Origin of the sequence: Nocardioides abyssi, from assembly GCF_030412915.1 — a bacterium.
Taxonomy (GTDB): Bacteria; Actinomycetota; Actinomycetes; order Propionibacteriales; family Nocardioidaceae; genus Nocardioides; species Nocardioides abyssi.
Map to the genome: position 1 here is coordinate 74,969 of NZ_JAUHJR010000008.1, position 13,304 is coordinate 88,272.

15 protein-coding genes and 1 pseudogene are annotated in these 13,304 nt (G+C 71.6%); 5 read left to right on the top strand and 11 right to left on the bottom strand.

Annotated elements, in window-relative coordinates:
* The first annotated feature begins 87 nt into the window (after positions 1-87).
* Positions 88-978, top strand: coding sequence for an alpha/beta fold hydrolase (locus QWY29_RS16500; RefSeq protein ID WP_300962139.1), 891 nt, complete (start codon positions 88-90; stop codon positions 976-978).
* A gap of 49 nt (positions 979-1,027) precedes the next feature.
* Here QWY29_RS16500 and QWY29_RS16505 read toward each other — a convergent pair whose 3' ends face one another.
* Entirely contained in the window at positions 1,028-1,507 is a 480-nt protein-coding gene (locus QWY29_RS16505; RefSeq protein WP_300962140.1) for a DUF421 domain-containing protein, read from the bottom strand.
* A gap of 10 nt (positions 1,508-1,517) precedes the next feature.
* The gene (locus tag QWY29_RS16510) at positions 1,518-2,042 is read right to left on the bottom strand and encodes a hypothetical protein (protein WP_300962142.1); all 525 of its coding nucleotides are present in this window, start codon (positions 2,040-2,042) and stop codon (positions 1,518-1,520) included.
* Positions 2,043-2,142: 100 nt separating this feature from the next.
* On the opposite strand from QWY29_RS16510, the gene QWY29_RS16515 reads away from it, so the two are divergent.
* A complete protein-coding gene (locus tag QWY29_RS16515) occupies positions 2,143-2,406 on the top strand; it encodes a hypothetical protein (RefSeq protein WP_300962143.1) in 264 nt (87 codons plus the stop codon).
* Positions 2,407-2,522: 116 nt separating this feature from the next.
* Entirely contained in the window at positions 2,523-2,912 is a 390-nt protein-coding gene (locus QWY29_RS16520; RefSeq protein ID WP_300962144.1) for a hypothetical protein, read from the top strand.
* 98 nt (positions 2,913-3,010) lie between these two features.
* Here QWY29_RS16520 and QWY29_RS16525 read toward each other — a convergent pair.
* From QWY29_RS16525 to QWY29_RS16555, 7 genes and pseudogenes are all read right to left on the bottom strand, one after another.
* Positions 3,011-3,187, bottom strand: a pseudogene (locus QWY29_RS16525) (DUF4287 domain-containing protein); the annotation flags it as partial.
* A 173-nt stretch (positions 3,188-3,360) separates the two neighbouring features.
* Positions 3,361-4,824, bottom strand: a complete 1,464-nt coding sequence (locus QWY29_RS16530) for a sensor histidine kinase (RefSeq protein WP_300962145.1) — start codon at positions 4,822-4,824, stop codon at positions 3,361-3,363.
* Between the two features lie 71 nt (positions 4,825-4,895).
* On the bottom strand, positions 4,896-5,618 hold the full coding sequence (locus QWY29_RS16535; protein ID WP_300962147.1) for a response regulator transcription factor: 723 nt from the start codon (positions 5,616-5,618) through the stop codon (positions 4,896-4,898).
* Positions 5,619-5,957: 339 nt separating this feature from the next.
* Entirely contained in the window at positions 5,958-6,404 is a 447-nt protein-coding gene (locus tag QWY29_RS16540; RefSeq protein WP_300962148.1) for a hypothetical protein, read from the bottom strand.
* A gap of 51 nt (positions 6,405-6,455) precedes the next feature.
* The gene (locus QWY29_RS16545; RefSeq protein ID WP_300962151.1) at positions 6,456-7,970 is read right to left on the bottom strand and encodes a carbohydrate-binding domain-containing protein; all 1,515 of its coding nucleotides are present in this window, start codon (positions 7,968-7,970) and stop codon (positions 6,456-6,458) included.
* Between the two features lie 355 nt (positions 7,971-8,325).
* A complete protein-coding gene (locus QWY29_RS16550) occupies positions 8,326-9,105 on the bottom strand; it encodes a polyphosphate polymerase domain-containing protein (RefSeq protein ID WP_300962152.1) in 780 nt (259 codons plus the stop codon).
* A gap of 1 nt (position 9,106) precedes the next feature.
* The gene (locus QWY29_RS16555; RefSeq protein ID WP_300962154.1) at positions 9,107-9,718 is read right to left on the bottom strand and encodes a DUF4956 domain-containing protein; all 612 of its coding nucleotides are present in this window, start codon (positions 9,716-9,718) and stop codon (positions 9,107-9,109) included.
* A gap of 183 nt (positions 9,719-9,901) precedes the next feature.
* Between QWY29_RS16555 and QWY29_RS16560 the strand changes: the two genes are divergently transcribed.
* Positions 9,902-10,327 (top strand): hypothetical protein, encoded by a 426-nt coding sequence (locus QWY29_RS16560; RefSeq protein WP_300962155.1) that lies wholly within the window; start codon positions 9,902-9,904, stop codon positions 10,325-10,327.
* A gap of 209 nt (positions 10,328-10,536) precedes the next feature.
* Positions 10,537-12,183 carry a DEAD/DEAH box helicase gene (locus tag QWY29_RS16565; protein WP_300962295.1) on the top strand — a complete coding sequence of 549 codons (1,647 nt, stop codon included), beginning with the start codon at positions 10,537-10,539 and terminating at the stop codon, positions 12,181-12,183.
* Positions 12,184-12,207: 24 nt separating this feature from the next.
* Here the strand turns inward: QWY29_RS16565 and QWY29_RS16570 are convergent, their stop codons facing one another.
* Both QWY29_RS16570 and QWY29_RS16575 read right to left on the bottom strand, forming a co-directional pair.
* Positions 12,208-12,645: an isochorismatase family protein gene (locus QWY29_RS16570; RefSeq protein WP_300962157.1), complete on the bottom strand. Its 438-nt coding sequence runs from the start codon at positions 12,643-12,645 to the stop codon at positions 12,208-12,210.
* A 56-nt stretch (positions 12,646-12,701) separates the two neighbouring features.
* On the bottom strand, positions 12,702-13,268 hold the full coding sequence (locus tag QWY29_RS16575) for a dihydrofolate reductase family protein (protein WP_300962159.1): 567 nt from the start codon (positions 13,266-13,268) through the stop codon (positions 12,702-12,704).
* Positions 13,269-13,304 lie beyond the last annotated feature (36 nt).

Here is a 13,304-nt window from a genome sequence, read left to right on the forward strand (position 1 = left end):
GCGTGTCTCCTCACGACTCGGGGATTCCCACCCGAAACTGTAACGTGTTCTAGCACAGGTCGACGGTGTCGTCAGGAGGTGATCGCGGTGGCCCTGCCCTCCCCGCGCAGCGCCCTGCGGCGCGTCTACATGCCGTGGGCGCGGATCCCCGACGGCCGGCTGGTCGAGCTGCCGGGCCGCGGCACGACGTACGTCACCGACACCCCGGGGCCCTCGCCCGACGCGACGCCGCTGGTGCTGCTGCACGCGCTGGGGTGCACCGGGCTGCTGACGTGGTACCCCGCGGTCGAGGCGCTCGCGCGACGCTTCCGCGTCATCACCCTCGACCAGCGGTGGCACGGCCAGGGCATCCGCAGCGAGGACTTCTCGCTGCGCGACTGCGCCGACGACGTGGTCGCGCTCTGCGACGTGCTGGGGCTCGACGAGGTGCTGGTCGGCGGCTACTCGATGGGCGGCGTGGTCGCCCAGCGCACCTGGCGCCAGCACCCCGACCGGGTCGGCGGGCTGGTGCTCGCCGCGACGAGCGACCGGTTCCGCAACAACCCGGTGGAGCAGGGCTTCTTCGCCGGGATGGGCGCCACCATGCTCGCCACCCGCGGCATCTCCCGCTCGCGCACCGCCGTCCGGGCCGCCCGCGGCGCCACCGGCCTGCGGCCCACCGACGTCCACGACTGGGCGCTGCGCGAGCTGCGCAGCACCAGCCCCTGGGCCGTCGGGCAGGCTCTCAGCGCGCTCGGCAACCACCACTCCCAGCCGTGGCTGGGCCGCATCGACGTGCCGACCGCGGTGGTCGTGACGCTCGGCGACCGGGTCATCCCCGCCTCCCGGCAGCTGGCCCTGGCCCGCCGCATCTCCGGCGCGACGGTCCACGAGATCCCCACCGGCCACGCCGGCTGCGTCCTCCAGGCCGAGGTCTTCGTCCCCCGCTTCGTCGAGGCTGCCGCCACCGTCGACGCCCGCCGCCGCGCCGATCGTTGAGCAGCTCGGCCGGTCGTGGAGGTTGCGCAGCAACCGTCTCGAGACCCGCCTACCCTCCCGGCGGCTTCTCGGGCGCGCCGGCGCCGCTGTCGTCGTAGGTGAAGAACGAGATGCGTCCGTCCGGCTCCAGGACGGCGTACTCCACGTCGGCGACGCGGCGGATGCCCTGCTCCCGGGCCGACATGAGGAAGTCGGCGACGGCGAGCCGTTGCCTGCGCATCGCGTCGTCCAGGAGCGCGCCGTCACGGGCGACCAGGACGGGTCGGCCGGTGACGAGCGGCCGCACCCGGGGGAAGCGCCACTGGGTCCACGACAGGCCGACGGTCAGCAGGGTGAACGTGCCGACCGCCAGCACCGCTGCGGTGATGCTGTAGTCCTGCTGGGTGACGGCCTGCTGCACGAGGTCGCCCATCGTGACGTAGAGCAGCAGCTCGAAGGTGCTGAGCTCCCCGAGGGTGGCGCGGCCGGCGGCGCGGGTGACGATCCAGAGGAAGACGAAGACGACCACGGCCCTGAGCACGATCTCCACGGGTGTCCTCCTAGGGGAGCAGTCGGGTGCGGATCGGGACGGACACCACGGGGGCGCCGCGCTCCAGGACGCTGACCTCCCCGGACGCGCCCTGCTGGCTGGCGGGCTGGATGTAGGCGTCGTACCGCACGACGAGCTCGTCGGTGTCGGGCGCGGCGAAGGTGAGGTGGAGCGTCTCGCCGTCGCGGGTCGCCTCGGTGGGCTCGGGGTGGAAGCCCTGGGTCTCGAAGATGTCGAAGTAGGCGCCGGTCACCGCGATCTCGACCTCCGGCCCGAAGCCTCCGTCGTGGCGCACGCGCACCTCCCACGGGGCGTCGAGGCCGGCGCGCGCGACCTGCGGGTGGAGCACCTCGAGGTGCCAGTCCCCCGTGGTGCCCTCCGACGTGGTGGTGCGGACGCCGAGGACGCCGGCGAGCCCGGCCGCCACGACCAGGGCGAGCAGGGCGATGACCGCGCGGCGAGACCAGAGGCCGCCGCGCTGGTGCGGCCCGTCGTCCGTCCCGTTGATGCCCTCGAGCGTCTCGGGAAGCGCCACCGCCACCACCTCCTCGGGGTACGTCGCTCCGCGGGGCTGCTGTACCGGTCTCCGCAGGTGGGGGCGGCAAACCAGGCGTCCCACCCGCCAGGATGAGCCCATGACCGCCTACCTGGCCTGGACCGCGGAGCCACCCGAGGACCTGGACGGCCCGTGGACCGAGGCCCGGCCGGTCGCGCCGGGCCTGCTGCTCATCGACAGCACCGAGCACCTGTCGGCGGTCTACCACGCGCTGAAGTGGGCGCTGCCCGACGACGCCGCGCTGGTCGTCGTACCCCTGCACGAGACGCCGAAGCTGCGCGGCCTGGCGCCGGGCACGACGACGTGGCTGCGCGAGCGGACGGTGCCCCAGCAGCGAACATGAGAGACCGCCTCATGAAGGTCTCACCCGGCCCTCATGGGCGCCGTGGATGGTGGGAACCGTTCGGGCAGGACGTCCGCACATCTCGGAAACTCCCCCACCGAAACGGAGCCACCCCCATGACGCACCTCCGCACCGCCACCGCCGCCCTCGCCGCGACCTCCCTGCTCGCCGCGCCCCTGGCCTTCGCCGCCCCCGCCCAGGCCGACGGCCCGGAGAAGGAGCGAAGCTTCCGCCTCGCCGGCGCCGAGGTCGACTTCAAGGTCGAGAAGGACGACGGTCGCTTCGAGGTGGACGTCGACATCGACGACGCGAAGCAGGGCAGCAAGTGGCGCGTCGTGCTGCGCCACGACGGCAAGGTCTTCCACAACAAGGTCCACCGCGCCGACGGTGAGGGCGACGTCGACATCGACAAGCGCCGCGGCGACACCAAGGGCGCCGACACGTTCAAGGTGACGGTCAAGAAGGTCGGCGGCAAGAGCAAGTCCCGCACCATCCGGATGCGCTGACCCCGGAGGCCGCCCCCGGCGTGGACGTCACTGCTCGTCCGTACGCCGCGGGGCGGGCCCGCCTCACGACGTCGTCGCGCGAGAGCCACGGCCCGAGGTCAGCGCCGGGCGATCCCGTCGAGGCGCAGCACCGCGGACTCGTCGCGGTGCACACCGCTGCTGCCGACGTGGGCCTCGCTGATGCCGGGCCCGTTCTTGATGACGTGGACGAGCGCCATCCCGTGGCCGCGCCCGAGACCGACGTCGTCCTTCAGCCACCCCAGGATCTCGGCAGCCTTGGTGTCGGCGCCGTACCCGCGCTTGTGACTCCGCCGCCTATCGGTGACAGCTCAACGTCCGCTCATGTCGATGATCGTGCGCCCGCAGGCGCTCGCCTGCACTCCAGTCGAGTGTCCGGCAGGCGGCGCATCGACCCGGTCAGGTGGAAGCGGGCAGTACTCGCCTCGCGTCAACCGGCGGGGAGGTCGATCGAAACCACCGTCCGACCGGGCTCGCTGCACAATGACACCGAGCCGCCGTGGGCCGAGACGATGGCCTGCACGATCGAGAGGCCGAGGCCGGCGCCACCTTCGCGATTGCGTGAGCTGTCACCTCGCGCGAAGCGCTCGAAGGCGTGAGCGGTCAGCTCGGGTGAAACGCCCGGCCCGTCGTCCTGAACAGTCACGACGGTCCGGTCATGCTCGTGGTCGGCATGGGCGCCCACGGTGACGGTCGTTCCTGGCGGAGTGTGTTTCCGCGCGTTGGTGACGAGGTTGCTGAGCACCTGACGTAGCCGCTCCTCGTCTCCGTGCACCTCGACCGCCTCATCCGGGAGCTCCAGTCGCCACCGGTGCGATGGTGCAAGGACTTGGGCATCCCGGGTGACCTCGAGGAGGAGGCGGGTGAGATCGACAACTCCGGTGGCCAACGGTCGCCCCGCGTCGAGGCGAGCGAGGAGGAGGAGGTCCTCGACCAGCGAGGTCATGCGGGTCGACTCGTCCGCGACCCTGGCCAGCGCAGTGCGAACGGTTTCGACGTCATCGGGGCGACGACGTGCGAGCTCGGTGTAGCCAACGACCGTTGCCAGCGGTGTGCGCAGCTCGTGGGAGGCGTCGGCGACGAACTGTCGGACCTGCTGCTCGCTGCGGTGACGAGCGCGCAACGAGGACTCCACGTGAGACAGCAGGGTGTGCAGGGCCGCGCCTACCTGTCCGACCTCGGTCGTGCCGTCGCGTAGGTGCGCCGGAACCCGGTCCTGCAAGTCCTCGACGTCGCCGGTGTCCAGAGGCAGGGCGGCGACGGCGTGCGCAGTGGCAGCGACCTTCCGCAGCGGACGCAGCTGACGCCTGACCACCACGAGGCCGACGCCCAGCGCCACCACGGCGCCGATGGCCACCAGAGCCACCTCCCACGTCACGATGGTGGACACCACGTCGTCGACGTCATCGGTGGGCAGCCCGGAGATCACGGTGCCGCCGGGAAGAGACGTGACGACTACCAGGTAGGAGTCGCCGTCCTCGACCTCTACCCGGTGGGCGCGGCCGTCGGCGGGGACCTCGGACAGTCGGACGACGGTGCCGGTGCCGAGCAGCTCGGCCCCTCCTTGACCGGCCTGGCCCTCCGTGAGGATCCAACCGAAGTCTTCCTGCCCGGTGACGCCTATGAATGCGGTCAGTGAGCCCAGGTCCTGGATGCGCGGGCCTCCGGGACCGTCGTCGGGCCCACCGCGGTCTCCCGGGCTGCCGGCAAGACCGGGAACGACGCCCTGCTCGTACAGAGTCAGGTCGGCCGGCGCGCGCTGGGCGGAGCGCTGGACCTCGCCCTCGAGCCGGTCCAACAGGTAGCCACGGACACCAAGCGCTGTGGCGGCGGCGATCGCGGCCGCGACGACGACGACGAGCAGGACTGCAGAGAGCACGATCCGTGCGGTCAACGAGCGTGGAAGACTCGGACGCCGGTTGGGTCGACCAGACGCCCGAGAGGGCTCATACCTCCTCACCGGACTCATCCGGCGGGCTTGAGGACGTAGCCGGCGCCGCGCATCGTGTGGATCATCGGTATGCGTCCAGCGTCGACCTTCTTGCGGAGGTAGGAGATGTAGAGCTCGACCACATTGGCTTGACCGCCGAAGTCGTAGTTCCAGACTCGGTCGAGGATCTGAGCCTTGCTGAGCACCCGGCGCGGGTTGCGCATGAGGAAGCGCAACAGCTCGAACTCGGTGGCGGTCAGGGTGATCTCTTCATCCCCGCGGCGTACCTCGTGGCTGTCCTCGTCGAGGGTGAGGTCGCCGACGGTCAGTACCGATGAGGTCGCCGCCTGTTGTGCACCCGCGCGTCGCAGGAGGCCCCGGAGCCGGGCGACCACCTCCTCCAACGAGAAGGGCTTGGTCACGTAGTCGTCCCCGCCAGCGGTGAGGCCGGCGATCCGGTCCTCGACGGCGTCGCGGGCGGTCAGGAAGACGACGGGGACATCCGGCGCGGTGGCTCGCATCCGCCGCAGCACCTCGAGGCCGTCGAAGTCGGGCAGCATCATGTCGAGCACCACTGCGTCGGGACGCTGCGTCTTTGCGGTGCTGACCGCCTTGGCACCAGTGTGCGCGATCTCGACGTGCCAGCCCTCGTAGCGCAGCGCCATAGCGATCAGCTCAGCGAGATTGACCTCGTCGTCGACGACCAGCACCCGTAGGGGCGAGCCGTCGAGGCGAGTCAGAGTTCGGGCGGTCTCCATGGCACCAGCCTGGCTCGACAACCTGTGGGTCTGCTGTGAGGGGGCACAGCGTGTCCATTCCAGGCGTCAGCGTCAGACCCATGGACGACGGCCCCGGGACGGGACTTCCCTCGGGCCGTCGAACGAGGGCGCGACGCCGAGTCAACCGATATGGCGGCGCCGAGGGTCACGCGGCCGCGCTGGTCGACCATCTACGCCGCCCGGCCGGCGGGATGGCACAGCCGGTGGTTCTCGGACCGGTCCGTCGTCTCCTCGGGACGGCGCGACGTGCGGGATTCGTAGCCTGCCGGCGGACGCGCGGCCGCCCCCGCAGCAAGGCGGCGGGGGCGACCAAGACGGTCAGCTCTGTTGTTCGGAGTCGTCGGGGACGCTGGTGCTGGCGTCGGGCTGGCCATCGCCGTCGAGGTCGGGCGCCTGTCCGGTATCTCCTGAGCCCGGGTCGGACTCGCCGTCCGTCGAGCCGCCCATCTGTCCGCCCATCGGTTCACCAGGGCCACCCATGCGGCCGTCGGGGGGCCCGCCGAACCTGGGATCGTCCTGGCCGGTCCCCGTCACCTGCGACGGGTTCGTCCCGTCTCCGGCCGGGTCCGCGACGGCGTACCCGATGCCGAACCCCGCGCCCCCAATGACCAGGGCAGCCGCGGTGGCTGCGGCGAGGGCAGGGGTGCGGCCGCGGGTGAGGCGCTCCTTCCAGCCCCGCGTCGCCATTGCAGCTTCGGGGGCGGGGTTGGTGGCGGGGTTGGGCGTGAGAGGGGTCGTCGTGTCGAGGTCGTGCTGTGCATCCATGGTGGTTCCTTCGCGTTGTCGTGGTGGTGGAGGGCGCTGGCGGTCCGCGCTTCAGCCGCCCATGGGTCCGTGGCTGCCGGCCGGTGCCTCGCCGGCCGTGACCTCGGTGTCGGTGCCGTCGACGGTGACCGTGTAGGTCGCCCCGTGCTCGAGGTCGGCCGAGGAGAAGGTGACCGAGGCGAAGTCCTTCTCGACCGTGTAGGACGCAATCTGGGTGCCGTCGGCTGCGGTGATGACAACCTCGGAACCGGCTGCCGCGGCGCCGGGCAGGGCGGTGGAGACCCACGCCTGCGGCGAGTCGGGGGACGGGGCGACCATCATCCCGGCGCTGCCGGTGGCGAGGAGGGTGCCGCCGGACACGTCGAACGTCCCGTTGACGTCCACTGCGCCGTTCCCGTCGCTCGTCGGGCCGTAGACGGTGATGTCGCCGCCGGCGATGACGGCGTTGCCGTTGGAATCCAGCCCGTCACCGCTTGCCCAGACCTCGAGGGTGCCGCCGTTGACGACGAGGTTGAGCGAGTCGTCGGTCGCCATGGAGCCGCCGCCACCCCCCGCGTCCGGGGGGCCGCCGCTGCCGTCGGTGCTGGCGCTGTCGTCGGAGGTGGCGACGTTGACGCCGTCGTCGGCGGAGTGCAGCTCGATGTCGCCGCCGTCGATGATGATCAGCGAACCCTCCATGGCTTCGGTGGAGCCGGCGACGTCGATCGTGCCGCCGGCCACGAGCACCTGGACGCCCTTGATGCCGTCGTCCTGGGAGCTGACCTCGACGGAGCCACCTTCGACCAGGACGAACCCGGACCCGGGGTCGGTGGTGTTGTCGGACTTGATGCCGTCGTCCACGGCGTCGACGGCGATGTCTCCGCCGCTGATCGCGAGGTAGTCCTTGCCGATGATGCCGTCGTCGACGGACGTGACCTCGATGGTTCCGCCGGTGATGACCAGGCCGTCCTTGCCGACGATGCCGTTGTTGGTGTTGCCGGTGACGGCGAGGGCCCCGGTTCCGCCGATGGTCAGGTCAGCGGTCGAATGGAGCGCTGCGGTGGGGGCATCCTCAGAGGTGTCGGCGTACGACGTCGCGTCGGTCAGCGTGTTGGTGCTGCCCTCCGCGAGCACGACTGTCACCGACTCGGCGCCCACGACGTTGACGGCTGAAGTGGACTCCGAGGAAATGGAGACGTCGTCGAGGACCAGGCGTACGACGCCGTCGCCCGCACTGTCGACGACGAGCTGGCCGTCGAGCTCGCCGCTGAGCCGGTAGGTTCCGGGGGCGTTGATGGTGACGGTGCCGTCCTCGGAGCTGACAGCTTCGCTGTCCGTTTCCGCTGCGCCTCCGGAGAGGGTCACGTCGACCACCTCGGACTCGTCGTAGGACGTGTCACCGGTCTCGACCTCGACGTTGCCGCTGAGCGCGTCGGTCACGGTGGTCGCGTCGCTGACGGCGACCGAGGACGTGCTGGAGTCGGCGGAGGTCGTGGTGAGGTCAGCCGTGGTTGAAGTACTGCAACCGGCGAGCAGAGCGGTGGCCGCGGTGGCGGCCAGAGCCCGGCGGAGTCGGAGATGTCGCACGATGTTGCCTTTCTGGTGTGGGGCTTGCGGTGGGCAGTGGTGCCCGGTGCTGAGGACTCTGGTCGGCGGTTCTTTCGCTGAGGTGGCATGACCTTGTGAGTGTTCTGTGAGCCCTGGCCGGAACGGCACGGGTAGCTCGGGAGGGGTGCCTCCGACCCTCGGCGACCGCCGACGAGCGAGTGGGTCGGGCCGCACAGAACCCCGAGAGGTGTCAGAGACCGGACCGGATCGTCGCCGCGGCGACAGCATTGCGGGCCTCGTGACCGGGTCCGCCGCACACGGTGACGCGCGGAGCGTCTCGGGCGCCGCCATCCCTCGGCCCGCGGCCCTCGACGACCGACAGGCCGGGGGCACCTCAGGCCGGGATGTCCCGGGTGATGGTTAGGTTGGCCGCGAGGTCGCGGGTGATCACGCGGTGCCAGCGGTTGGCGGGGAGCTCGGGTGTCAGCAGTGCCAGCCCTGTTCCGTACTTGGAGATTCGTCTGGGGCGGTGCCCGAGTCCCCACATGTGGCGGTCGAGCGGGCCGGCCGCGCCCGGTGGGGTCTTGGACTCCACGACGGACGCGGCGTCGAGTGCAGCACGACCGAATGGCGAGGACCACACCAGACGACGGTCGATCGTCGCCCGGCCTGCGCCGTCCGGGAGCAAGATGGTCGACCGCTGGTACGAGGTGCGCAGGGTCGGGACGAGGCCGTGCACGTTGATCCGGACGCTTCCTCCAGCGCCTAGCCGGGCCGACAACCACATCGCTGCTTCGTCGCCGATGTCGTCGCGCGACGATGCGTCGTAGGGCATCCGCTCCTTGACGGTCTCCCCCCGGCCGCCTCGGGTCTTGACCTCCAGCCAGCACTCGCCGGTGTCGGCATAGACGCGGGTGCGGACCTTCCAGCGGCGACGGCGGGGATGAGCAGACGCGGCCCAGCTCGTCAGCTCGGTCGTGTCGAAGTAGGTGGACTCGTAGGTCGAGGCCCGGCGGCCGTCGATCTCGAGCACGCGGAGGCCAGGAAGGCCCCGTAGCAAGCCACGAAGGTCGTGCTGGGGGACGACGTACTTCCGATCGGTCCGGACAAGCAACTCCGCGGTGGCGTTGAGTGAGTCGAGATCGATGGCTGGGAGCCCGGCGAGGTCGTCCATGTCAGCGGACAGCGACGGTCGGCGCGGTGCTGGTGACGCGTTCCGACTCCGGCATTGAGTCCCGCGAGGCCTGCTGGGCATAGCGCACGTCCACGGTCGTCGAGTCGTTGACGAGGTCGACGCGCAGCGGGATGGCCCGATGGACCCGCGCACCAAGGACCAGCTCAAGGCGCTGCACCAAGTTCGACTCATCGGTGATCGCGGAATCGAGGACCACGACCTGCTGGCGGGCGCCGCGCTGGAGGGCGGTGGTGTCGGCGATCGCGACGACCGCGACCAGGAGCCCCATCAGGGTCACGGCCAACGCCGGGTCACCGGTGCCAAGGCCCCCGAGAAGGCCCAGTGCGAGGGACGCAAAGTAGTAGGCGATCTCGTGCTGCCCGAGCTCGGTCGAACGCAGCCGGATGATCGAGAGGACCCCGAACAGACCGAGCCCCAGACCGACGGTGGCGGCGCTGCTGGACAGGGCGATCGTGACGGCCAGGACGCCTACGTTCACCGCGAGGAACGCTGTGACCAGGTCGGCACGACGGTGACGCGGGAAGTAGACGGCGAGGGCCAGGACGGCGACGGCGACGGCATCGGCCGCGGCGAGCAGGTACGTGGTGGTCATCCGAGGTTTCCTTCACTGGAGATTGGCGAGTCCCCACGGTGGGCCGCCGCCCTGTCCCGGCGCTGGCCCGACACTGTGAAGCGTCTGTGATGGAGGCTGACGAACGCGCCAGGAAGTTTTCGGGCCTGTCCTCGCCGAACTGGACCGCTTGGAAGGCACCGCCTTCGCGTCGTCTGTCGCGGCGTGGTCGTACGCGGCTTTGAGATCCTGGGCGACTCGAGGTCCTTCCCGCACGGGGAGTCGGTCTCGATGTCCCTGGGCGGCGAACCAGTCGTCTCGGTCGATGACATGGCCGCCGCCCTGTCGCAGCGGAGGATCTGGCAGATCTGTCCGGCCGACCGGGACGTGTACGGGGCTTCGTCGTGCCCGGTGGACCTCCGCGGTCCCATCACGAGCGCCGTCGTGAACGACACCCCGCTGGTCTACTCGGCCGAGTACAGCGAGGTCACGTGTGCCGCCACGAGGACGGGCCCGCTGCCGCCCGGCCGCCGTGTGGTCCTCAGGCCCAGCCCGGACTGGCGCACGTGCGCCAGCGACTTCGCGCTGGTGCTAGCCGCTGACGATCACGGGAGACTCCGGGAGATCGACCTGACACTCTCGACACCCTGACCTGGTCCCCGACCGGATCCCTGACCGGCAGCCGAGCCAGCGTGATGACCGACCGGTCCCGGGAGCGGCTCCGCAGCAGGAGGGGCCGACCCGGATAGCGTCCGGGGGTGGCCAGCTCGCGACGATCCGGTGCGCGCGGGCGCAGGTCCTCCCCGCGGTCGACCACGAAGCGGCGGAGCGGGTCGCGGCAGGCGGAGCGGCCGTTGCCGGTGGCGGGGCCGGGCGAGCGGGTGTGGGTGCTCGACGTGCCGTACGGGACACAGGTCGACGGCGCGGCCTGGCACCCGGCGGTCAGGATGCACCTGCACGTCGGGCGGGCGCTGCCGGCGCACCTGGCGGCGTACTCCCCCGGCCCGCACACGCTCGGGCGGTTCCTCGAGAACACCCTCAACCCCGACGACCCGACGCCGAACCCGGAGCCGAGCGAGGCGCTGGAGCCGCGGCGGATCCAGTTCGAGGCGGCCGACGCGATCGCGGAGCGGGCCGCGGCGGGCGGACGGCTGTTCCTGCTGGCCGACGAGCCCGGCGTGGGCAAGACGATCTCCGCCGTCCTCGGCGCCCAGGCGGTCGGTGACCTCCGCGGGGCACAGCGGGTCCTGGTGGTGGCCGACCGGCCCGCCGCGATCACGATCGGTCACTGGTGCCGCACGATCACGGCGCTCGGCGACGGCGGTCTGGAGTGGGTCGTCATCACCTGGGACCGGCTGGACAAGGTCACCGACCACGACTGGGACGTGATCATCGCCGACGAGGCGCACGCCCTGCGGCGCACCACGACCAAGCGGTGGAAGCTGTGGTCGAAGGTCTCTGGGCACGGGCGGCCGCACGACAAGGCGTCGTTCGTCATCGCCACGACCGCGACGCCGGGGCACACCCCGCTCGAGCTGCCCTACCTCGCGCCGGCCTACGCCCAGCGGCTCGGCGAGCCGATGCGGGAGTGGACGTCCGCGACGCAGCCCGGGGCCACGTTCGCCGCCGCGCTGGAGCGGCACGGGGTCGGGGTCGAGCAGGGACGGTACGGCGCCGGGTGGACCACCGACCCGGCCCGGCGCGCCGCGGACCTCGCGCTCGTGCGCGGCTGGCTCGCGGACGACCGGCCCCCGGCGATGCTGCACCGGGCCGCGCCGTGGGGGCCGGTGCCGATCTCCGGCATGCCGGTGGCGCTCACGCCGGCCGAGCGAGCGGCGTACGAAGCGGAGTGGGGCGAGTTCTGCCGGGAGATGGACATCGCCCGGCGCGGTCGCAACGTCGCGAAGGGGCGGGCCGCGCTGCTGCGCTTCCGGCAGAAGGCCGGGCTGATCCGCGTCGACTCCACCGTCGCCTGGATCGCCCAGCAGGTGGAGGCCGAGCGGCAGGTGGCGTGCTCGGTCGAGTTCGTCGCGACCGCCGCCGACCCCATCGCCGACCGGCTGCGCGACGCCGGCATCGAGGTGGCCACGATCTACGGCCGCGACCGGTTCGACGTCGAGGCCGAGCGGCTCCGCTTCCAGACCGGGGAGGCGAAGGTCTGCGTCTTCACCACCGTCGCCTCGATCAGCCTGCACGCCGGCGAGACGCTCGCCGACGGCCGACGGGCGAGCACCGACCCCCGGGTCGGCGTCTTCCACCAGGCCCGCTTCTCCGGCATCGCCGGACGTCAGGTCACCGGCCGCACGCACCGCGACCACCAGGTCTCGCCGTGGCACATCGCGTACGCCGAGGGGACGGTCGAGGAGCAGGTCGGCAAGGTCATGGTCGAGCGGATCGCGGCGGCCTCCGACACCGTCGGCAGCGACACCACCGGCCTGGCCGACCTCGCGGAGCTCCTCGGGGCCGACTGGCTGCCGCCGGTGACCCTGACCGAGGCGAGCGCCTGAGCCGGCCCCCTCGCTCGACGCGGGTCAGCCGCCGAACGCGGCGCGGCCCCGGGTCGCGGAGGTGCCGAGGTCGCTCTTCGGGAGCGCCTCGCCGGCGGTGACGGCCGCGGTCCAGGCCTCGGTGGAGGCGACGGCCGCGAAGTTGGAGTGCAGCAGCACCAGCAGGGTCTGGTGCAGCTGCTCGGCGGAGACTTGCCCGACCTCGTTGGCCAGGTGGATCGCGCCGGTGGCGTCGCCGAGCACCTCCGCGGCCAGGCCCAGCTCCTCGGCGTGGACCGCGGTGGCGATGTCGCAGTTGTTGGTCATGAAGCCGACGATCGTGATGGTGTCGACGCCCTGATCGGCCAGCCACGCCGCGACGTCGGTGCCGGCGAAGACGCTGCCCTTGTCCTTCGTGGCGCGCTTCCACGACGGGTCCAGCCGCTGCTCGACCTCGGGGTGCAGCGACCAGCTCGTGGGCATGACGGGTCTCCCTGGGTGGCGAACGGCGTGCGAGCGACAGCCTCACACGGGCCGGTTCAGCGCCGGACGTCGGCGACGACCTTGACGATCCCGTTGCCGTAGGACTCGGTGTCCACCACGTTGAGGAGCGTCTTGTCGCGGTCGGCGTCGCTGAAGAGCCGCTTGCCGGCGCCGAGGAGCACGGGGAAGACGAGCAGGTGGTAGCGGTCGACGAGGCCCGCCTCGGCCAGGGCGTGCCCGAGGGTGGCGCTGCCGTGGACGATGATCGGGGCGCCGTCGGTCTGCTTCAGCGCGGCGACGTCGTCGAGCGAGCGCAGCACGGTCGCCGGCCAGCGCGGGTCGTCGGCGTCGAGCGTGGTGGAGACGACGTACCGCGGCATCTCGTTGTAGCCGGGGAACTCCTCGGTCATCGTCGGCCACACCGGCGCGAACGCCTCGTAGCTGCGGCGACCCATCAGCATCGCGCCGGCCTCGTCCTGCTCCTGGGCCTTGAGCGCGTACGCCGCCTCGTCGAACGCGATGCCGTCGAAGGTCCAGCCGCTGTTGCGGTAGCCCGGCTCACCCCCGGGCGCCTCCATGACGCCGTCGAGGGACATGAAGGCGGTGACGATCAGTGTGCGCACGAGGGGCTCCTGGGGTGCTCGGGACGGGTCAGCGGG

Coding starts and splice junctions, on each gene's coding strand:
- QWY29_RS16515 (WP_300962143.1), top strand. CDS start 2,143: ATGACCGCCTACCTGGCCTGGACCGCGGAGCCACCCGAGGACCTGGAC.
- QWY29_RS16520 (WP_300962144.1), top strand. CDS start 2,523: ATGACGCACCTCCGCACCGCCACCGCCGCCCTCGCCGCGACCTCCCTG.
- QWY29_RS16535 (WP_300962147.1), bottom strand. CDS start 5,618: ATGGAGACCGCCCGAACTCTGACTCGCCTCGACGGCTCGCCCCTACGG.
- QWY29_RS16540 (WP_300962148.1), bottom strand. CDS start 6,404: ATGGATGCACAGCACGACCTCGACACGACGACCCCTCTCACGCCCAAC.
- QWY29_RS16550 (WP_300962152.1), bottom strand. CDS start 9,105: ATGGACGACCTCGCCGGGCTCCCAGCCATCGATCTCGACTCACTCAAC.
- QWY29_RS16555 (WP_300962154.1), bottom strand. CDS start 9,718: ATGACCACCACGTACCTGCTCGCCGCGGCCGATGCCGTCGCCGTCGCC.
- QWY29_RS16570 (WP_300962157.1), bottom strand. CDS start 12,645: ATGCCCACGAGCTGGTCGCTGCACCCCGAGGTCGAGCAGCGGCTGGAC.